Below are 20,597 nucleotides of genomic sequence, written 5' to 3'. Positions count from 1 at the left end.
CCCGCGCCTGCCGGCCGGGCGCACCGAGGTGTGCCGGCTCGCCCAGGTCCTACCCGGGGCGCGGCGGCTCACCGGGCCCGACGCCACCGCCGCGGCGTTGACCGCCGCCCTGGACGGGGCGGGGCTGGTGCACATCGCCGCCCACGGCACGTTCCGCGCGGACAACCCGCAGTTCTCCAGCCTGGAACTGGCCGACGGGCCGCTGTTCGCCCACGAGTGGGAGGCGGTCGCCCGGCCGCCCGGCTGCGTGGTGCTCTCCGCCTGCGACTCCGGCCTGACCGGGCTACGCCCCGGCGACGAGGTCATGGGGTTCACCGCGGTGCTCCTGGCGCTCGGCACCCGGTGCCTGATCGCGACCGTGTTGCCCGTGCCGGCCGAGCCCACCACGGCACTGATGCTGGACCTGCACCAGCGGATGCGGGCGGGCGCCGGCCCGGCGCGAGCCCTCGCCGACGCGCAGCGGGCGTTCGGCGCGGCGGGCGACGGTCCCGCCCGGGCCACCGCGGCGGCCTTCGTCTGCTTCGGCGCCGGCTGACGGTGGCGTCCCAGAGCCCGTCAACGAGACAGCCGCCGTGCGGGGTGCGAAAAATTCAGATCGGTCTACCTCTAGAACTTTACTGTTAACAGTCCTAATAATAGGGCCCCGGTCCCGATCCGATCCGGAAGGCCCACCCCATGCGCCGCCCTGCCATCCTTGCCCTGGCCGCCGTACTGGCCGCCGGTGCTACCACCGTCTACCTGGCGTCGTCCGCCTCCGCGGCCGCCGCCTGCTACCCCACCTGGTCGTCCGCTGCGGTGTACGTCGGCGGCGGGCAGGCGTCCNNAGAACGAGAACCCGGCCACGCACAGCGGCCAGTGGGACGTCTGGGCCAACCAGGGCGCCTGCGGCGGCACCACCCCGCCGAGCACGCCACCCCCGACCACGACGTCGCCGACCACCGCGCCACCCCCGACCACCCCGCCGCCCACGACCACCCCGCCCCCGCCGACCGGCAACGGTCCGCTGCCCAAGCACTTCCTCACCGGGTACTGGCACAACTTCGACAATCCCGCCCAGGAGATCCGGCTCCGCGACGTACCGGCCGCCTACGACCTGGTCGCGGTCGCGTTCGCCGATGCGACGAGCACACCCGGCGCGGTCTCCTTCGGCATCGATGCGGGCCTGAGCGCCTCGCTCGGCGGCTACACCAACGCCGACTTCAAGAACGACATCGCCACCCTGCACTCGCGTGGCAAGAAGGTCGTCATCTCGGTCGGCGGCGAACGCGGCACCGTCTCGGTCGCCAGTTCCGGCGCCGCCACGAACTTCGCCAACTCGATCGTCGGCCTCATCGGTACCTACGGATTCGACGGCGTCGACATCGACCTGGAGAACGGTGTCAACGCGACGTACATGAGTCAGGCGCTGCGCGACATCCGCAGGCGGACGAACCCTAACCTGATCATCACGATGGCGCCGCAGACCATCGACATGCAGAGCACCGGCGGCCAGTACTTCCAATTGGCGCTGAGCATCAAGGACATCCTGACCGTCGTCCACACGCAGTTCTACAACTCCGGTGCGATGCTCGGCTGCGACAACAGAGCCGCGTACGGCCAAGGTTCGGTCAACTTCCTCGTGGCCCTCGCCTGCATCCAACTCGAGAACGGCCTCCGACCGGATCAGGTGTCCCTCGGACTGCCGGCCGCGCCGAGCGCCGCAGGCGGCGGCTACGTCAACCCCTCGGTGGTGAACCAGGCTCTCGACTGCCTCGCCAAGGGCACGAACTGCGGCTCCTTCAAGCCGCCGCGCACCTACCCCGGAATCCGAGGCGCCATGACGTGGTCCGTCAACTGGGACGTGACCAACGGGAACGGTTTTGCCAACACCGTCCGTCCCCACCTCAACACCCTTCCCTGACCCCCCTCGCAGGAGAGTGTCATGAAACTCAGGCAGAAGTTCCTGGCCCTGGCCGCCGTCGCGGTTACCGCCACCGCGATCGCGATCGTCCCGATGTCCACGTCGAGCGCGGCCGCGTCCTGCTACCCGGCCTGGTCCGCGTCCCAGGCATACGTCGGTGGCGGCCAGGCTTCGNAGAACGAGAACCCGGCCACGCACAGCGGCCAGTGGGACGTCTGGGCCAACCAGGGTGCCTGTGGCGGCACCACCCCGACCACCCCGCCGCCCACCGGCCCGACCAACCCGCCGCCGGCCGGCAAGATGGCGGCGGCGCCGTACGTCTATCCCGGCTGGGGCAACCCGCCGGCGCCCTCGACGATCACCGGCCAGGGCGTGCGGGCGTTCACCGTCGCGTTCGTGCTGGCGAACGGCTGCAACCCGGTCTGGGACGGCGAGGGCGGCCTGACCGGCGGCGTCCACGAGGCATGGATCAACCAGGCCAAGGCGGCCGGCGCGACCATCGTCCCGTCGATCGGCGGCTGGCAGGGCAACAAGCTCGGCCCGAACTGCTCCACCCCGGAGGCCCTCGCCGGGGCGTACCAGAAGGTCATCAACACGTTCAACCTCAAGGCCATCGACATCGACATCGAGAACTACGACGAGTTCGAGAACTACACCGTCGCCGATCGCATCGTCAGAGCGCTGGGCATCATCAAGCGCAACAACCCGGGCGTCACCACGATCCTGACCTTCGGTACGACCACGAGCGGCCCCAACGCGCACGGCGTCCGGCTGATCAACCAGGCCCGGGCCTTGAACGCCAATGTGGATGTCTTCACCATCATGCCGTTCGACTTCGGCGGCGGCAGTGACATGTACACCAGCACCCGCAACGCCGCGGAGGGACTGAAGAACCAACTGAAGTCGACGTTCGGCTGGAACGACCAGACGGCGTACGCCCACATGGGCATCTCCGGTATGAACGGCCTGTCCGACCAGCAGGAGGTCACCACGCCAGCTACCTGGACGCGGATCCGTGACTACGCCAAGAGCAACGGGCTGGCCCGGTTCACCTTCTGGGCGGTGAACCGGGATCGCGGCTGTGCCGGCGGCGGGGTGGTCTCCAACTGCAGCGGCATCGCCCAGAGCGACTGGGAATTCAGCCGGATCTCCGCCGGCTTCTAGGGTCCGCGCCGGGCCGGCGGTAGGCCGGCCCGGCGCACCCGTTCCACGTCGTCGCGAGGCGCCGCGGTATTGACAGACCGCGCCGCGGCCGCCGAGGCTGTATGGAGCGATGTGTATCGATAGATGCGGGGGCATGATGCGACGCGGGATCTTCGCGCTGGCGACGGCCGCCGCGGTCGTCGTCGGCGGGGGCACGACGATGGTGCTGCGGCCGGCCTACGCCGCGGCGACGTGCACGGTGGACTACGAAATCACCCGGGAGTGGTCCAGCGGCTACTGGGCCGAGCTCACCGTCACCAACCTGGGCGCTCCCGTCACCGACTGGTGGCTGCGGTTCCGGCAGGTCAACGGTCAGACGATCACCATGGGCCACGACCGGCTGCCGGACGGATACGGGCTCGGCAGCGGCGAGTTGTACCCGATCACCACGCTCCGCCCACCGGCGGGGTCCACGCTGCCGACCGGCGCCTCGGTGACGGTGCGGTTCGGCGGCAACTACCGGGACACGGAGCCCGAGCCGACCGACTGGGTGTTGAGCGGCCAGCCGTGCAACGGCGACGGCGGCAGCCCGACCGGCTCGTCGCAGCCGACGGCCTCGGCGAGCCCGCAGCCCAGCCCGCAGCCGGGCCGGCCGTCGGTGGCGCTCACCTCACCCCTGCCCAACGACTTCTTCGCCGCGCCGGGCATCATCCCGATCCGTGCGCAGGCCACGGCGGCGGCCGGCCGGCGGATCGAGCGGGTCGAGTTCCGGGCGCGCGGCACGCTGCTCGCCGTGGACACCACCGCGCCGTACGCGTTCGACTGGCGCGGCGTCCCGCCGAACAGCGGCACCCGCGTCACCGCCACCGCCTACGACAGCGGCGGCGCCCAGGCCACCGCCGAGGTCCGCGGCATCCGGGTGCTCCCACCGCCGGCACCCGGCGCCGCACCCGCGCTGAAGGCGTTCGGCAACCGCATCCGCACGGTCACCACCGACCCGAGGCCGTACCGGCCGCACGGAATCATCCGGTCGGCCGTGTCCGACGAGTGCGTGTGGGGGCCGATCCGCTGGGACGGCCCGGTCGACGACGCGTCCGTGGGCGCGCTGCGGGCCCGCGGTGTCGACGCGGTGCGGGTCGTGCTGAGTGACGCCTGCTACGCGTACACCGGCAGCCCCACCGACCGGCAGAACCGCGTCGGCTACCTCGACGAGGCGGCCCGGTACGTCGACCGGCTCGTCCGCGCCGGCATCACACCCATCGTGTCGCTGCGCCAGAGCGACGATCTCGCCGCCCGCACCTTCTGGAGCGCGGTGGCGGAGGTGTTCGGCGACGACGACGCGGTGGTCCTCGACATCTCGCCCGACAACTTCCCGGCGGCCGGCGGCGCCGATCCCGCGGTGGTCTGGACCTGCTGGCGCGACGGCGGTCCCGCATGCCTGGGCACCGGCCTGCCGACCTTCGGCGTGCAGGAGCAGACCCGCCTGCTTCGCATCCAGGGCTCGTTCAACCTGGTCCTCGCCGCCGGGATCGACGGCGGCAACGACCTGAGCCGGTGGCGGGAATACCGCCCGGCCGACCCGGACGGCCGCAGCGTGGCCGCCGCCTGGCGGGTGAACGACCGGGCGGCCTGCGCCACGCCGGCCTGCTGGCGGTCCACCCTGCTCCCGGTCGCCGCCCAGGTGCCGCTGGTCGCCACCGACGTCAGCGCCGGCCCGACGGCGCCGACGTTCGTGCCGCGGACGGTCGCCTGGCTCGACCAGCACGGCATCGGTCACCTGCGCCGGTGACCGGGGAGGGGCGCGGGACCTCCACCGTCCGGGCGGGTGCCGCCGTCCCGGGTCGGCCGGGACCGGTGCCCCTGGCGGGCCGGGACGGCGTGGCGGTTGACTGCGCCGCATGACCGACACCTCGCCGGACCACATTCCGGCCCACGTCAAGAACTCCTACCCGACCTGCAGCGAGTACACCCGGGTGCCCCGGCTCACCCCGCCGCCGCCCGCCGTCGGCACCGACGAGACCGTCCCGACGGCGGTGCGCCTGGTGGCCGTCCGGTGACCGTGGCCGCCGCGCCGGGCCTGCTTCCCGTGTGGCGGGCATGGCTCGCCGGGAACCTGGCGGTGGAAGCCGCCACCGAGCAGGCCCGCGCGGCGGCAGGTATGGGTTTGTATGGGGTTCCCCCGCCTGCCCTGACGTCGCGCGACGCTCATCAGCCAGGCCCGTCCTGAGGGCGGGCGCCCGGTGATTCCACCTACGGTGGGAGGGAACGATGATGAGGTTGCTACCGCGAGACCGCCGAACACCATCCAGGCTGGTGGGCATCGCGATCGCGGCGATCCTGGTGGGGATGGGGGCACACGCCGGCGCGGACGAGAAGTCACCGGCCGACCGAGGGGACCTGCCGACCTGGCACGCGAGGATGGTGAAGGTGCCGCGGCCGTCGGCGCAGGGGTGCTTCACCGCGGCCTACCCGGAACTGAAGTGGCAGGAGACCAGGTGCGTGGCCCCGCCGTCGGCCCCGATGGCCCCGAACCTCGCGCAGGCTCCGCGGCGGGACGTGGGTGGCGGGATCGGGATCGTCGCGGGAAGGCCGACGGGGGCCGGTCCCATCACTCGCGCGTACGGCAGCTTCGAGAAGGTGAACCAGCAGAACCTGTTGAGCGTGACCAGCGTCCCGCCCGCTGCTCCGCCAGGGGAGCCCAGCGCGCCGACGATGCCGGGCAGCTACACGTTCCAGCTCAACACCAACCACCTTCGGGTCCAGGAATGCAACGGTTCGCCGACCGCTGGGCTGTGCCGGGGCTGGAAGCAGTTCGTGTTCGCCAACGACGGCACCAAGGGTGGCAATCCCAATCCTGATCCCAGTCCCAGCAGCCTGTACGTCGAGTACTGGCTGCTGCACTACAACCCGGACCCGACCCAGGGTCAGTCATGCCCGTCAGGGTGGACGGAGGTCCAGGACGACGCGGAGATCCACTGCTCGCGCAAGACCGATGCGATCGAACTTCCCTACCTGCCGATCCAGAGCATCGCGAGGCCGGCCCTGCGACTGGACGGCGCGATCACGAAGACGGCCGACGGGCAGGAGGCCGACACCGCTACCTTCAACGACGGGTTGGGACGGATCTACTCGTCCACGGGGGTGGGCGTCCTCCACGTTCTTCCGCCGGACCCCCAGGAGCCCGGGTCGGAGTGGACGCAGGTCGAGTTCAACGTGTTCGGCTATGGTCGCGGCTCGACGGCCAGATTCAATCCCGAGGCGAGCTTCAACGTCCGCACGACGGTCGAGGACGGCAGCCCGGCCAAGCCCAGTTGCCAGAACTTCGGCTTCAGCGGCGAGCGGAACAACCTCAACTTCGGGCCTGCTGGCCCGGTCGCGTCGACCCCGGCGCCAGCCGTCGTCATCAACGAGTCGGTCCAGGGTCCGGCGTCGGCGTCGGCCTGCCGTATCGCCGCGGTCGTCGGCGACACCCACCAGTACACGTTCGGTGGTCTGTTCTACGACTTCCAGGCCACCGGAGACTTCGTCGAGGCACAGGCCGGTTCCGCGTTCGAGGTGCAGACACGCAAGGTGTCCGGTGCCCCGAACTGGCCCAACACCTCGGTCAATCGGTCGGTCGCGCTGAGGATGGGCACCTCGAGGTTGGCGCTGTGCGACGGAACGCGTCTGGTGGTGAACGGCACCACCACCAGCCTGCCGGCCGGCCAGTCACTGCTGCTGCCCAACGGGGTGGCGATCGACCGGGTCAACAACGTTTACACCTTCAAGGACGCGGCGGGCAACAGCGTCCGCGCCACCGTCAACACCGGCTACCTCGACCTGGGTGTCGGCGTCGGACCTGGGGCAACGACGGTGCGTGGCCTACTGGGCAACCCCAACGACGATCCCCGCTATCTCGAAACCAGGGACGGCACCGTCCTGCGCGTTCCGCTCTCCCACGCCGACCTCTACGACAGGTTCGGGAGCAGTTGGCGGGTCAGCCCGTCCGCCACCCTGCTGCAACCCTGCGCCACCGTTTCCGTGGGCAACCCGACGGCGCCGTTCTACGCCGGCAACCTCAATGTGAACACCCGTCTGTGGGCGCAGGACACCTGCCGCGCCAGGCAGGTCACCACCCAGTGGCTCGACACGTGCGCCCTGGACGTCGCCGTGCTGGGCGCGTCCGNCCGCCGGCCTGCGTACCGGGAAACACCCATCCGACCTGTCCGACGCCGACGTGTTCCCCAGCGGGATGTCGCAGGGCCGGCGGGTAACCCCAGCCGGCAGGCAACGTGTGGTCTCCGGGGATGTGTCCACGACCGGGCATCCCCGGAGATTCGGTCAGGTGCGGGTGTCCGCGGTGTCGAGGGTGGCGAGCCAGGTGCGGATCTCGTCGGCCTCCGGCGTGCCGAGATCGGTGTAGATGGCCAGGGCGTGCTGGTAGTGCTCACGGGTCTGATCGCGGTGGTCGAGGGCGCGATGGGCGTTGGCAAGCCCGGCGTGGGCGCGGGCCCGCTGGTCCCGGGCGCCGATCTCGACGGCGATGGTGTGGGCGGCGGTGTGATGGGTGAGCGCGCCGGTGGCGTCGCCGGCGGCGAGCGTGGCCTCGCCGAGCCCGTTGAGCGCCCATGCCGCGCTGTGCCTGTCGCCGGTCATCTCCAGGATCGTCAGGGCCTGCTGGTGATACCGGACGGCCTCGGCGGGTTGTCCGAGGTGGCGGTGGAGGATGCCCAGCCCGTCCAGGGCCCAGGCTTCGCCGTTGCGATGACCGGCCTGACGGAACAGGGCGAGCGCCTGGGCGAGGTTCTCGGCAGCCGTCCCGTACCGGCCGGATCGCGTGTCGACCTCCGCGAGGTTGGCCAGCGACACCGCCTCGCCGGCCTGGTCCCCGCTCTGCCGGTAGAGGGTGAGCGCCTGTCGGAGGTGCCCGGCGGCCTTGCGGTAGTGGCCCAGCCGCTGTTCGACGTCGCCCAGGTTGCTCAAGGCGCGGGCTTGGCCGATCCGGTCCCCGCTGCGCAGGTGCGCGGTCCGGGCCTGCGCGAAGTGGGCGGCAGCCGCGCGGTAGTGGCCCAGCCGCTGTTCGGCGACGCCGAGGTTGGTCTGGGTCCGGGCCTGCCCGAATCCGTGCCCGGTCTGGTTGAACAGGCGCAGGGCCGCGGTGAGGTGTTCGACCGCGGATTCGTACCGGGCGACCCAGAGGTGGGCCACGCCGAGGTCGGTCAGGGCGTGAGCCTGCTCGGTGACGTCGCCGGTGTGCCGGGCTGCCTGGAGGGCATGACTGTGGACGGCGACGGCGTCGCTGCCGTGACCTCCGGCGAAGTAGCGGTACAGGAGGCGGGAGAGGCGGATCGTGTGGGTTGGCCAGCCGTGGTTGGCGGCGTGGGCCGCGACGGTGACCAGGGTGGGCCGCTCGATGTCGAGCCAGGCGAGTGCGCTGTCCGGGTCGGTCAGATCGGGGGCGGGTGTGCCGGCCGGCGGAATGTCGGGACGAAGGTGCGCCTGTGCGGGGTGGAGGGCGTTCATGGCGGCGGCGGCCGTGGCGAGATAGTGGTCGAACAGGCGGGTCAGCGCTGCCCGGCGGTCGGCGGGACGGACTTCGTCGTGGGCGCGGGTGACAGCGAAGGCGCGGACGAGGTCGTGCAACGTGTACCGGCCCGAGGCGGCCTGCTGGAGGAGGTGGTCGCGGCACAGGTGGTCCAGGTGGGCGTGGGTGGTGTCCAGGTCGGCATCGGTCAGGGCGGCGGCAGCGTAGGCGTCGCTGTCCTGTCCCGGGTGCAGCGCCAGCAGCCGCAGCAGCCGGCGCTGGTCGACGGGCAGATGATGGTAGGAGAGATCGAGGGCGAGTTCGACGCCGGTTTCCAGGCGTCGCTGGCGGTGGCGTTCGTCGAGCCGGTCGGCGTGGTCGGTGAGGGTCCAGCCGGGTGTGGCCCGTATGTGTCCGGTGGTCAGGTCGAGGGCCAGCGGGAGATGGCCACAGCGCCGTGCGATGCGCGCCGCCGCGGCGGGATCGTCGCCCGCGGGGATGTGGCTGACGACCCGGGCGAGATAGTCGACGGCCTCGTGCACGGCGAACNGATCAGGGTGAGACAGCCGGGAACCGCGGGGAGGAGCGGCCGGACCTGGTCGACATCCGCGGCGTTGTCCAACACGATCAGGGTACGGGTGCCGGTGAGCTGCCTGCGGTAGGCCGCCGTGCGGGCGGGAAGATCATGGGGGATCCGGTGGGCCGGTACGCCGAGCAGGCGTAGGAAGCCGTCCAGAACGGCGGCCGGGTCCGCGGGAGGCCGGGCGGGGTCGGGGAAGAATCCGCGTAGATTGACGAAGAGTGTCCGGTCGAAGCGGGATTCCCGGGTCAGGACGTGTCCGGCGTGGATGGCGAGCTGCGTCTTGCCGACCCCGGCCATCCCCTCGATCACCGCGACCGCCGTCGTTCCGTCGGGGTGCCGGTCGTGGCCGAGGGCGTGACGGAGCTGGCTGAGTTCGGTGGCACGGCCGATGAACCCGGTCAGGTCGGGCGGCAGCCGGTCCTGGACCCGTACCACGGCGGCAGCCTGGGCCTCCCCGCTTGTCACCCGTAACGCCTGGCGCCACTGGTGCACGTAGCCCTCGTCCGGGTGCAGGGCCTGCACGATCGCGGTGACGAGGTCGGTGTTCAGCCGTCGCCGACCGGGCTTGAAACAGTCCACGACCGTGGGTCGTCTGGTCAACTCGCTGGCCGGGCGACCGGCGGCCCGCCACGCGTTGTTGACCTGGTTGGTGATCCGTTCGTAGGACGGGTTCCCGGCCCAGACCTTCAGGCACCTCAACGCCGCGGTGAGCTCGTCGAGCGTGCGAACCCGACCCGGGTCCGGCAGCGAGGCGGACGCGTCGTCCGCTCGGGCAGCGATCATTGATCAATCTCAGACATCAATCGACGCAGGCGGATGTAGCTCATCGTATCCGAAGGAGCCCGCCCCACGGGTCGCGGACCGATCGTCCACGGGCGGCATCCGTACCCAGTTTCGGGGCGTGGTCGATCCGGCCCGGACCGTGTCATGCTGCACGGACCCCGACGTGAGGACGACGATGGCTACTGGCGATGCCGTGCAGGTGAGGTCGGGGCGGCGGTCGCTGCGACCGCTGGCGTCCGGGGCGACGCTGGTCGCGGTCCTGGCGTTGCTGTTCGGGCTGCCGTGGTGGACGTTGATGGTGGCGGCGCGGTGGCCGGTGCCGGTGGTGGCCGCCGGCACGGCGGTGTTCGTCGTCGCGTTTGTCGCGTTCCCGGCCCTGATGTATGTGGGACACGGCCGCCGGCGGCTGGACGCGGCGGCCCGTGCCGGCGACACGCTCCTCGGCCTGGTCTGGATCCTGTTCGTCTGGGCGTTGCTCGGCAACGTGGCCCGGCTCGTGCTGGGCGCGGCGGGCGTCGCGGACCCGATCCGGTCCCGGGCCGTGGCCGTGGGTGTGGTGGTCGTCTCGGTCGTCCTGGCGGTCTGGGGGTACGCCGAGGCGATGCGCGTGCCCCGGGTCCGGCGGGTGGACGTCACCGTCGACCGGCTCGGCGCGGGTCTCGACGGGGTCCGGGTGGTGCTGTTGACGGACACGCACTACGGGCCGATCGACCGGGCCCGCTGGTCGTCGCGCACCATCGAGGTGGTCAACGGCCTGGCCGCCGACATCGTCTGCCACACCGGCGACATCGCCGACGGCACGGTCGAACAGCGCCGGGCGCAGGCCGCGCCGCTGGGCGCCGTCCGGGCCGGGCTGGCCCGTGTGTACGTGACGGGTAACCACGAGTACTACGGCGAGGCGCAGGGGTGGGTCGAGCACATGCGGACCCTCGGTTGGGAGCCCCTGCACAACCGGCATCTCGTGGTGGAGCGGGACGGCGCCCGGCTCGTCGTCGCCGGGGTGGACGACGTGACGGCAGCCTCGTCCGGCGTGGCCGGTCACCGGGCGGACCACGCCGCGGCGCTCGCGGGCGCCGATCCGCAGGTGCCGGTGCTGCTGCTGGCGCACCAGCCGAAGCAGATCGGCGACGCGGTGGCGGCCGGCGTCGACCTGCAGTTGTCCGGGCACACCCACGGTGGCCAGATGTGGCCGTTCCACTATCTGGTCCGGCTGGACCAGCCGGTCGTGCAGGGCCTGAGCCGGCACGGCCGCACCCAGCTCTACACGAGCCGGGGCACCGGTTTCTGGGGCCCGCCGTTCCGCATCTTCGCGCCGAGCGAGATCACCCTGCTCACCCTGCGGGCGGGNGGGCGGTCGGGCCGCCCCGCGCCCCGCGGGTCACTTGTAGACGCGCACGTAGTCGACGAGCATCCGCGCCGGGAACGGCGTCGTCGCGTCCGGCGGGCCGGGCCAGTCACCGCCCACGGCCAGGTTGAGGATCAGGTAGAAGGGGTGGTCGAACACCCACGGGCCGCGGGTCGTCTCCACCGTCTCCTTGCTGGCGTAGAACACCTGCGTGCCGTCGACGAGGAAGCGCATGCCCCGGCTGTCCCACTCGACCGCGTAGACGTGGAAGTCGGCGGAGAGGTCGACGGTCCAGACGCGCTCCTGGCCGTAGCCGCCCCCGCCGTTGTAGGCGGGCGCGTGCAGGGTGGTGTAACTGCGGTAGGTGTCACGGCCGAGGATCTCCATGATGTCGATCTCGCCGTTGTACGGCCACGGCCGGCCGGTGAGGAAGTCGCCGCCCATCATCCAGAACGCCGGCCAGAGGCCGTTGCCCTTGGGCACCTTGATCCGCGCCTCGATCCGGCCGTACTGGACCTGGAACTTCGTGCCGGTGTTCATCCGGTGCGAGGTGTAGGCACGCCCGCCGGCGTTCTCCCGCCGGGCCTCCATGACGAGCTGGCCGGCGCCGTTCATCGCCGCGTTGGCGTTGTCGGTGTAGTACTGCGACTCGTTGTTCTGCCCGGTGCCCGGGTCGACGGTCCACTTCGTGGCGTCCGGACGGGTGCCGGACGGCCCGTCGAACTCGTCGGCGAAGACGAGGGTGGTGGCCGGGAACGTCGGGTCGGCGGGGCGGGCCGGGGGAGCGGTCGGGGCGCCTCCGGTGCCGTACACCTGGAACTCCCACAGCGAGTACCCGTAGCCGTTGCTGCGCGCGGTGCCGTACATCCGCACGTAGCGGCCGGTGCCGCTGACGGTGAGGTCCTGCCGGAAGCCCGGGTTGGTCGTGGTGCGGTAGATCGTGGTCCAGGTGGTCGCGTCCGTCGAGGTCTGGATCTGGTACGCGGTGGCGTAGGCCGGGTCCCACTGCAGGACCACCCGGTGCACGGTCGCGGTGGCCCCGAGGTCGACGTAGATCCAACCCGGGTCGACCCAGCCCGTGGTCGGGCTCGTCGCCCAGCGTGAGGCCGGGTCCAGGTCGAACGCCCGCGCCGGCGAGCACTGCCAGCAGGCGCCGTCGTCCTGGTAGGACGACGCGACCGCCGGCTTGCTGTAGGAGAGCAGCACGTCACCCCCGGACGGGGGCGGCGTCGTCGGCGGCGTCGTGCCGGCGGTGCGGACCGCGAGTTCCCAGAGCGAGTAGCCGTACGCCGTCGCCCGCGCGGTGCCGAGGACCCGCAGGTAGCGGCCGGTGCCGGTCACGGTGAGCTGTTGGCTGCCGCCGGCGCCGGTGGTGGTGGCGTGGACGGTGGTCCAGGTGGCGCCGTCGGCGGAGAGCTGGATCTGGTACGCCGTCGCGTAGGCCGCCTCCCAGGTGAGGTCGACCCGGCAGACGGCGCGCTCGACGCCGAGGTCGACGCGCAGCCACTGCGGGTCGGCGGCGGCGCTGGACCAGCGGGTGCCCGGGTTGCCGTCCACCGCCGCCGAGGCGGGCAGCGCGGCGTTCTCGGTCGACGAGGCGGTGGCCGGGCGGTTCAACGCGGCGTTGCCGGTGGTGTCGCATCCGGTGGCGGTGCTCGTGCCGTACACCTGGAACTCCCAGAGCGACACCCCGTACGCGGTGCCCCGGGCGGTGGTGGCGACCCGCACGTACCGTCCGGTGCCGGCGACCGCGAGCGTGTCGACGCCGCCGTCGCCGCCGGTGACGGCGCGCAGCGTCGTCCAGGTCGCGCCGTCGGCGGAGACCTGCACCTGGTAGGCGGTGGCGTAGGCGGCCTCCCAGGTGAGCACCACCTGGCTGACGGTGGCGGCGGCGCCCAGGTCGACGCTGAGCCACTGCGGGTCGGCGGCGGCGCTGGACCAGCGGGTGCCGGGGTCGCCGTCCACCGCCGCCGAGGCGGGGAAGGCGGCGCTCTGCGTGGACGAGGCGGTGACCGGGCGGCCCTGGGAGAGCAGCGGGTCGGCGCCCTGGGCCGGACCGGCGGCGAGGCCGGTCAGGGTGGCGACGAGCGTCGCCGCGAGGGTGGCGGCGACGAGACGGCGACGGGTACGCGACGGAGGGTCGAGGGTGCGGACCAGATGGCGGTTCATGGGCGTCTCCAGGAGCGGGCGGTGGCCGGAGAATGGGCTCGCCGGTCGGCCGTGACCAGCGATGGAGAGCGCTCCCTGGTGACCAGGTTCGGTGCGGGACAGGCGGCTGTCAAGGAAATCCGGCGGTTCCGGAACCACGCCGCCACCGCACCCGGGCATCGACATGTGTGGTTGCATGGGAGGCATGCGTCGTACTCTCGCCCATGTCCTGGCCGCGTTCGTCGCCGCGTCGTGCGTGCTCGTCGCCACGCCGGCGAGCGCGGCGACCACCGCGCCGTCCCTGGTGCTCGGCACCGACTTCCCGGACCCCGACATCCTCAAGGTCGGCGGCACCTATCACGCCTACTCGACGAACAACGGCAACGGCAACGTGCCGGTGGCCACCGCCTCGTCGCTGACCGGCCCGTGGACCCGCCGCGCCGACGCGCTGCCGACGCTCGGCGCCTGGGCCTCCGGCGGGCTCACCTGGGCGCCGGACGTGTCGCGCCGGGCCGACGGCACCTACCTGCTCTACTACACCGCCCGCAGCCGGGCCGCCGGCCGCCAGTGCATCGGCGCGGCCACCTCGACCTCGCCGCTCGGCCCGTTCGCCCCGGTCGGGTCCGGCCCGCTGGTCTGCGACGCCGCCGAGGGCGGTGACATCGACCCGTCGAGTTTCGTCGACACCGACGGCCGGCGCTACCTGCTCTACAAGGACGACGGCAACGCCATCGGGCAGCCGACGAGCCTGTGGGCGCAGGCGGTCGCCGCCGACGGCGTGACGCTCCAGGGCGGCCGGGTCGAGTTGCTGCGCAGCGGCCGCGCCGAGGAGGCGGGCGTCATCGAGGCGCCCGTGCTGACCCGGGTGGGTTCGCACTACGTGCTCTTCTACTCCCTCGGCGGATACGGCGGCGACGGCTACCAGACCAGCTACGCCACCGCCACGTCGCTGGCCGGCCCGTACACCAAGGCGTACCGGTCGCTGCTGACCACCGCCAGTCTCGACGGGGCCGTGCGCGGGCCGGGCGGCGCGGACGTGGTGCGCGAGTCCGGCGGGGACCGGCTGGTCTTCCACGGCTGGGTGAACAACTACTCCGCGCGCGGCATGTACGTCGCCGACCTCGGCTGGGCCGGGGACTACCCGGTGGTGCGGGGCAGCCGGGTGCGCTACGAGGCCGAGCGGGGCACGCTCAACCACTGCGCCGTCCGCAGCACCACGACCGCCTCCCAGGGGCAGGTGGCGGCCTACCTCGACTACGCCGACAGCTGGGTCGAGGTCAGCGTCTTCGCGCCCCGCGCCGGCGGCTACACCGCGTACGTCGGCTACTCCGCCGGCTACGGCGACGCCGAGCACACGCTGACCGTCAACGGCGGCGGCGCGCAGGTGGTCGCGTACCCGGACACCGGGTGGGAGACCTGGCGGCAGGCCCGCGCGGACGTGGTGCTGAACGCCGGGTGGAACACGCTGCGCCTGACCCAGCGCAGCCGCTGGGCGGAACTCGACTACCTGGAGCTCGCCTGACCGTCCAACCTTCTGCGGAGCGTTGCCGGTCAGTCGGCGGGGTGCCAGCCGAGCAGGGGACCCAGCCGGGTCGAGATGTCGGTGAGCAGTTGCACGTAGTCGGCGTGGCCGAAGGTGAACGGTAGGGCGAAGGCCACCTCGTCGACCTCCCGGAATGCCGCGAGCGCGGTCAGCTCCTCGGCGATGCGCTCCGACGGGCCGATCAGGTCGCGGGCGAACAGCATCCGGCCGGGTCCCTGGGGCGCGGTGGTGCGAGGGGTGCGTTGCCTGACGTACTCCTCGTATCGGCCGCGCTGCTCGGGCGTCGCGCTGTCGGTGGGGATCACGACCAGCCCCTGGGAGACGCGGGCCTCGGGCCCGTCCGGGTGGTGGGCCCGGTACGCGCGGATGTGGGAGTGCTGGATCTCGTCGAAGTCGCTGCCCTCCTCCGCCTTGACCACGCTGCTGGTGAGCAGGTTCATGCCCTGCTCTCCGGCCCACCGGGCGGAGCGCAGGCTACCCGCGCCGTACCACATCCGGCTGATCAGGCCGGGGGAGTGCGGCTGCACCCGGCGGGAGAAGGTCTCGAATCCCTCGGTGCCGTCGCCGTCGCCGGCCGGCTCCCCGCGGATGAGGTCGAGCAACCGGCGGACCCGGGTGAAGCCGAAGTCCTCGACGTCGCCGGTGTCCGGGTAGAGGGCATGTCGCACCCGGTCGTAGCGCATCGGCGGGCCGACGCTCACTCCGGGGTTGAGCCGTCCGCCGGCGAGGATGTCGACCGTGGCCAGGTCCTCCGCCAACCGCAGCGGGTTCTCCCAGCCCAACGGGGTGACGGCCGTGCCCAGCTCGATACGGCGGGTGCGTTGGGAGGCTGCGGCGAGCACGGCGACCGGTGAGGAGATGCCGTACTGGAGGTGGCGATGCCGGACCCACGCGCTGTCGAAGCCGAGCTGCTCGCCGAGCTCGATGAGGGACAGTGTCGTCTCGTGGCCCGTACGAGGGTCAGTCTCGTCGAAGAGGCCGATCGTGAGGAAGCCGAGTCTGCGCAGGGGCACCGGGCGTCTCCGTCGCTGCTGTGGGAGATCACAGAATAACCCTCTTACTCTATGGGAAATATATGTGACCCGGATCACAACAGTACTGACCGATCGATGGGCGGGCCGTTACTGTCGCCACATGGACCGAAGCACGCCTCTCATTCGGCGCCGCTTCGTCGACTTCCTTCTGGTGTGCAGCTGCGCCTGTTGAGGCCGACGGCGCCGTTCGACACCGCGCCCCCACCACCGACGACCGCCGGCCATGACCAGGCCCGGTGCTCTCGACCGTACGCGCTCCCCGGCGAGGTCGACCGTCGCGGCCAGGTCACCCTCTGACGCCGACGCGCCCGCCCGACCGGTGTCGCGTCGACCGACGCCGTGCCCGGCGTCGGCACCCCGGCACCGTCCCGGTCACCGACGGCACCCACACCGAGGTGGCCCTCATCGATCCCGTCTGCCCCTCCGGTGTATCCGCCATCCGATCCAGGGAGGTCCCCATGACCACCGACACCGACGCGTTCGTCCGCGAGTGGCAGGACTGGCACCACCACCACGAGGTGGCGCTGGCCGACCCGCACGGCTTCCTCGCCGTGACCGGGCTGCACTGGCTCGGTCCCACCCCACAGCGGATCGCCGGTGTGCCCGGCGCCTGGCACACCGGCGACGACGGGGTGGTCGTCACGCTCGATCCGGGGGAGGAGATCACTCTCGACGGTCAGCGGGTGACCGACCGGCACGCCTTCGGGCCGATTCCGGAACGCGCCTCCGTCCTCGTCGGCGTCGACGGCGGTGTCGTGGAGGTCGCCCGCCGGGGAGGGCACGACATCGTGCGGCCCCGCCGCCCCGACCACCCGCTGCGCACCGCCTACCGTGGCACCCCGACCTATCCGCCGACTCCGCGGTGGGTCCTCACCGGCCGGTACGTGCCGTACGACACGCCGCGCGCGACCACGGTCAGCGCCGCCGTGGAGGGCCTCGAACACGTCTACGACGCACCCGGCCGCATCGAGTTCGAGGTCGACGGGCTGCCCCTGAGTCTCACCGCCTTCGGCGGCGCGACGCCGGGTGCCCTGTCGGTCCTGTTCACCGACACCACGGCGGGAGTGACCACCTACCCGGCGGTCCGCTCACTCGCCGTCGAGCCGCCCGACGGACGGGGTGGGGTGACCCTCGACTTCAACCGGGCCAGCAACCTGCCCTGCGCCTACACCGACTTCGCGACCTGCCCGCTACCACCCGCCGAGAACCGGCTGCCGGTGGCCGTCGAGGCCGGCGAGAAGATCCCGTACGAGCGGACCGCGCCCGCCAGACCGTAGCCCTGCGCTCAGCCACCCTCGGGGAGGAACGCCATGACCAAGCCTGCCCACCGCCTCTCGCCGGTCGACGCCGACGCCGACGCCGACGCCCTGCGAACTCTGCTGCGCCACCAGGCCAGCACCGTCGTCGTGGTCACCGCGCCCGGCACTCCGGCGGTCGGCTTCACCGCCACGTCGTTCACCTCGGTGTCGCTGGCGCCACCGATCATCTCGTTCTGCCTGAACCTCGGCTCCTCCAGTTGGCCCGCCGTGTCCCGCAGCCGGTACGTGGGAGTGCACCTGCTCAGCCGCCAGCAGCAGGAACTGGCTCGGACCTTCGCGACCAGCGGAATCGACCGGTTCGCCGCGCCGACCCGCTGGCGGCTGGGTCCCGAGGGCGTGCCGATGCTCGAGGACACCCTCGCCTGGCTGCTGTGCCGGGTGATCGACCGGGTGACCGTCGGAGACCACGCCATCGTCCTGGCCGAGCCGGAACAGTTGTGGCACGCGGACGTCGGCTCGCCGTTGCTCTACCACCGGGGCCGCTACGCGAATCTCGCCGACCACGTCGAGCCGACCGCCCGACGCGTCGCCTGACCGGCTGACGAGAAGTGGGCGACGCTGACCGGTAACCCGCGCTGCGTCGCACCGACCCGCCGAGGTGGGGCTCACCGTCGAGCCGACCGCCATCCCCAGAGCGACTCCCTCGACCGATCCGCGCCGCCGGCCGGGTCGGGGCCTCGCCGTACCCGCTCGCGCCCGCCCCAACAGGAGATCTCCCATGCTCGCGCACCGCCTGCGCATCCTGACCGCCGTCGCCCTCACCACCCTGCTCACCGCTACTTCCGGCTGCGCCACGAGCGGGCCCCCGGCCGCCGGGGCGGCCGGTCAACCCCGCGCCGGCGGCACCCTCACCTGGGCAGTCGAGACCGAGCCGATCACCCTGAACCCGCACCAGTACGCCCAGGCGAAGGCCCGCCTGCTGGTCTGGAACACGTTCGAGTCGTTGCTCACCTACGACCCGCAGGGAAAACTCGTGCCCTGGCTGGCCACCGGCTGGCAGGCCGCACCCGACGGCCGCTCCTACACCCTCACCCTGCGGGACAAGGTCACCTTCTCCGACGGCACACCCTTCGACGCCACGGCCGTCAAGGCCAATTTCGACAAGCTCCGCGAGCCCGGGTACGCCCCGACGGTCGCCGCCGTGCAGCTACGCAACCTCGACACCGTGCGGGTGCTCGACCCGCGTACGGTTCAGCTCACCCTGACCCGCCCGGACGTGCTCATCCTCGACTTCCTGGCCTCCCCGCAGGGGGCGCAGGTCTCCCCGAAGTCGCTGCGCGGGGCGAAGAACCTCAAGGCCGGCGGCGTCGACGTCGCCGGCACCGGACCGTTCGTCCTGGACCGTTACGTGCCCGGCCAGGAGTTGCACTACAAGCGCAACCCCGCCTACGACTGGGCGCCGCCCACCGCCACCCACACCGGACCGGCCCACCTGGACGGCATCACCTACCGGTTCCTCAAGGAGTCCGCCGTCCGCGTCGGCGCCCTCACCTCCGGTCAGGTCCAGCTCGTCGAGGGCGTGCCGGCCACCGACCAGCCCCTGGTCACCGGTAACCCGAAGCTGCGGCTGAGTCGGCAGCTCAACTCCGGCTCGGCCTACTCCTACTACTTCAACACCTCCCATGCCCCCTTCGACGACCTGCGGGTACGCCAGGCGTTCCGGGAAGCCGTCGACGTCGACACCGTGCTGAAGTCCGTCTACCGCGACACCGCCACCCGGGCGTGGAGCGTGATCAGCCCGTCCAGCCCGCTCTACGACAAGCGCCTCGAGGGCGGCTACGGCGGCGACGTCGGCAAGGCCAACGCCCTGCTCGACCAGGCCGGCTGGTCGCAACGCGACCCCGACGGCTACCGGGTCAGGGACGGCAAGCGGCTCACCGTCCGGCTGGTGCAGGCCGCCCCGTACGTCCGGGACCGCCGCGACGTCCTCGCCCAGGCCGTGCAGGCCGCCGTCAAGCAGAGCGCCGGCATCGACCTCGCGATCTCCCTCGTCGACCAGGGCACCGCCCAGAAGGCCTTCGACACCAACCAGTACGAGGTCTTCGACAACTCCCGCGCCGACACCGACGCCGGCGCCGCCCTGAACCTGCTGCTGCACAGCACGGGCGGCATCAACCGGACCAGGGTCGACGACCCGGGCATCGACCGGCTGCTGGACACCGGTCAGGCCACCGCCGACCCGGCCAGACGCACCTCGATCTACGCCGACCTGCAACAGCGCGTCGTCGCCGACGAGGCCCTGCTGCTGCCCCTGTACGCCCCCGCCGACCAGATCGCCGCCAGCACCAGCGTCGGCGGAGTCCGGTTCGAACCCACCGCCGGCGTTCCCGCGAGCGCCTACGACCTCTGGATCGGCAACTGACATGAGCCGACCACGCCTACGCGCCGTGGCCCGCCGGCTCGGCACCGGACTCGTCGTCCTCTGGGCCGCCGCCACCGCCGCCTACCTCGCGCTGCTGGCCGCCCCCGGAAACACCGTCGACGCCATCGTCGGCGACGGCGCGGACACCCCGGGGATCCGTGCCGAGATCACCGCCGAATGGGGGCTGGACCGGCCCCCGCTCGTGCAGTACCTCGACTATCTGCGCCGCCTCGCCGTAGGCGACCTGGGCCGCTCCTACCTGCTACAGCGCCCCGTCACGGAGGTGATCGGCGAGCAACTCGCCCCCACCCTCACCCTCGCNGGCCGCCGGGCTCGGCGTGCTGCTGGCCCTCGCGCTCGCCACGGCGACCGCCGGTGACCGCCGGCCCTGGCTGCGCCGGGCCAGCTCCGGCACCGAACTGCTGCTGGTCTCCACCCCGACGTTCCTCATCGGCATCGTGCTGCTCACCGTCTTCTCGTTCCGGCTCGGCCTCTTCCCGGTCGCCGGCGACCAGGGACTCGCGGCCCTGGTGCTCCCCGCGGTGACCCTCGCCCTGCCCATCGCCGGACTGCTCGCCCAGGTCCTGCGCGACGCGCTCGACCGGGCCCTGGACGAACCGTTCGTGCTCACCGCCCGCTCCCGCGGGCTGCGCGAACGGGCCGTGCTGCTGCGGCACGCCCTGCGCCACGCGCTGCTGCCCGCGGTCACCCTCGCCGGCTGGCTCTTCGGGATCCTGCTCGGTGGGGCCGTCATCGTCGAGCAGGTCTTCGGCCGGCCCGGGCTCGGCCAGGTCACCCTCGCCGCCGTCACCGGCAGGGACATGCCGGTCGTGCTGGCCGTGGTGACGCTCTCCGCCGCCGTCTACGTGCTGGTCAACACCGCCGCCGACCTCGCCTACCTGTTCATCGACCCACGCCTGCGCAGGAGCTGACG

General features: G+C 72.1%; 14 protein-coding genes and 2 pseudogenes. 11 read left to right on the top strand and 5 right to left on the bottom strand.

All coding sequences use genetic code 11. The annotated features are described in order from the left end of the window. The 4 genes and pseudogenes from B1205_RS15895 to B1205_RS29775 all read left to right on the top strand — a co-directional run. A partial coding sequence (locus B1205_RS15895) for a CHAT domain-containing protein (RefSeq protein WP_140158078.1) occupies nucleotides 1–535 on the top strand: 535 nt, incomplete at its 5' end. A gap of 140 nt (nucleotides 536–675) precedes the next feature. Next, nucleotides 676–1,900 (top strand): annotated as a pseudogene (locus B1205_RS15890) (chitinase). A gap of 1,297 nt (nucleotides 1,901–3,197) precedes the next feature. Then, nucleotides 3,198–4,832, top strand: coding sequence for an Ig-like domain-containing protein (locus B1205_RS15880; protein WP_176308627.1), 1,635 nt, complete (start codon nucleotides 3,198–3,200; stop codon nucleotides 4,830–4,832). Between the two features lie 109 nt (nucleotides 4,833–4,941). After that, nucleotides 4,942–5,100, top strand: coding sequence for a hypothetical protein (locus B1205_RS29775; RefSeq protein ID WP_176308626.1), 159 nt, complete (start codon nucleotides 4,942–4,944; stop codon nucleotides 5,098–5,100). Nucleotides 5,101–6,264: 1,164 nt separating this feature from the next. Here B1205_RS29775 and B1205_RS15875 read toward each other — a convergent pair. From B1205_RS15875 to B1205_RS15865, 3 genes are all read right to left on the bottom strand, one after another. Then, nucleotides 6,265–6,525 (bottom strand): hypothetical protein, encoded by a 261-nt coding sequence (locus B1205_RS15875; protein ID WP_089156322.1) that lies wholly within the window; start codon nucleotides 6,523–6,525, stop codon nucleotides 6,265–6,267. A gap of 15 nt (nucleotides 6,526–6,540) precedes the next feature. Beyond that, entirely contained in the window at nucleotides 6,541–6,792 is a 252-nt protein-coding gene (locus tag B1205_RS15870) for a hypothetical protein (protein ID WP_089156321.1), read from the bottom strand. Between the two features lie 571 nt (nucleotides 6,793–7,363). Continuing rightward, nucleotides 7,364–8,545: a tetratricopeptide repeat protein gene (locus tag B1205_RS15865; protein WP_254909999.1), complete on the bottom strand. Its 1,182-nt coding sequence runs from the start codon at nucleotides 8,543–8,545 to the stop codon at nucleotides 7,364–7,366. Nucleotides 8,546–9,390: 845 nt separating this feature from the next. Here B1205_RS15865 and B1205_RS30340 point away from each other — a divergent pair. Next, complete coding sequence (locus B1205_RS30340; RefSeq protein WP_217809827.1) at nucleotides 9,391–9,600, top strand: hypothetical protein; 210 nt, start codon at nucleotides 9,391–9,393, stop codon at nucleotides 9,598–9,600. Nucleotides 9,601–10,087: 487 nt separating this feature from the next. Further along, nucleotides 10,088–11,257, top strand: a pseudogene (locus B1205_RS15860) (metallophosphoesterase); the annotation flags it as partial. A 33-nt stretch (nucleotides 11,258–11,290) separates the two neighbouring features. On the opposite strand, the gene B1205_RS15855 reads toward B1205_RS15860, so the two are convergent. Next, nucleotides 11,291–13,426, bottom strand: coding sequence for a discoidin domain-containing protein (locus B1205_RS15855; RefSeq protein WP_089156320.1), 2,136 nt, complete (start codon nucleotides 13,424–13,426; stop codon nucleotides 11,291–11,293). Nucleotides 13,427–13,610: 184 nt separating this feature from the next. Between B1205_RS15855 and B1205_RS15850 the strand changes: the two genes are divergently transcribed. Further along, a complete protein-coding gene (locus B1205_RS15850; protein WP_089156319.1) occupies nucleotides 13,611–14,927 on the top strand; it encodes a family 43 glycosylhydrolase in 1,317 nt (438 codons plus the stop codon). A 29-nt stretch (nucleotides 14,928–14,956) separates the two neighbouring features. Here B1205_RS15850 and B1205_RS15845 read toward each other — a convergent pair whose 3' ends face one another. Next, nucleotides 14,957–15,961 (bottom strand): LLM class flavin-dependent oxidoreductase, encoded by a 1,005-nt coding sequence (locus tag B1205_RS15845; protein ID WP_089156318.1) that lies wholly within the window; start codon nucleotides 15,959–15,961, stop codon nucleotides 14,957–14,959. Nucleotides 15,962–16,440: 479 nt separating this feature from the next. Between B1205_RS15845 and B1205_RS15840 the strand changes: the two genes are divergently transcribed. The 4 genes from B1205_RS15840 (at nucleotide 16,441) to B1205_RS31640 (ending at nucleotide 20,595) form a co-directional block, all read left to right on the top strand. Next, nucleotides 16,441–17,259, top strand: a complete 819-nt coding sequence (locus tag B1205_RS15840; protein WP_089156317.1) for a DUF1684 domain-containing protein — start codon at nucleotides 16,441–16,443, stop codon at nucleotides 17,257–17,259. 33 nt (nucleotides 17,260–17,292) lie between these two features. Then, nucleotides 17,293–17,835 (top strand): flavin reductase family protein, encoded by a 543-nt coding sequence (locus tag B1205_RS15835; RefSeq protein ID WP_089156316.1) that lies wholly within the window; start codon nucleotides 17,293–17,295, stop codon nucleotides 17,833–17,835. A gap of 184 nt (nucleotides 17,836–18,019) precedes the next feature. Next, nucleotides 18,020–19,663, top strand: a complete 1,644-nt coding sequence (locus B1205_RS15830) for an ABC transporter substrate-binding protein (protein ID WP_089156315.1) — start codon at nucleotides 18,020–18,022, stop codon at nucleotides 19,661–19,663. Between the two features lie 338 nt (nucleotides 19,664–20,001). Continuing rightward, complete coding sequence (locus B1205_RS31640) at nucleotides 20,002–20,595, top strand: ABC transporter permease (protein ID WP_254909981.1); 594 nt, start codon at nucleotides 20,002–20,004, stop codon at nucleotides 20,593–20,595. The last annotated feature ends 2 nt before the right edge of the window (nucleotides 20,596–20,597 follow it).

The organism is Micromonospora sp. NBS 11-29 (assembly GCF_002140155.1).
In the GTDB taxonomy this organism is placed as follows: domain Bacteria; phylum Actinomycetota; class Actinomycetes; order Mycobacteriales; family Micromonosporaceae; genus Micromonospora.
The sequence above is the reverse complement of the archived record's forward strand: the minus strand, read 5'-3'. Positions and strand labels throughout refer to the sequence as shown.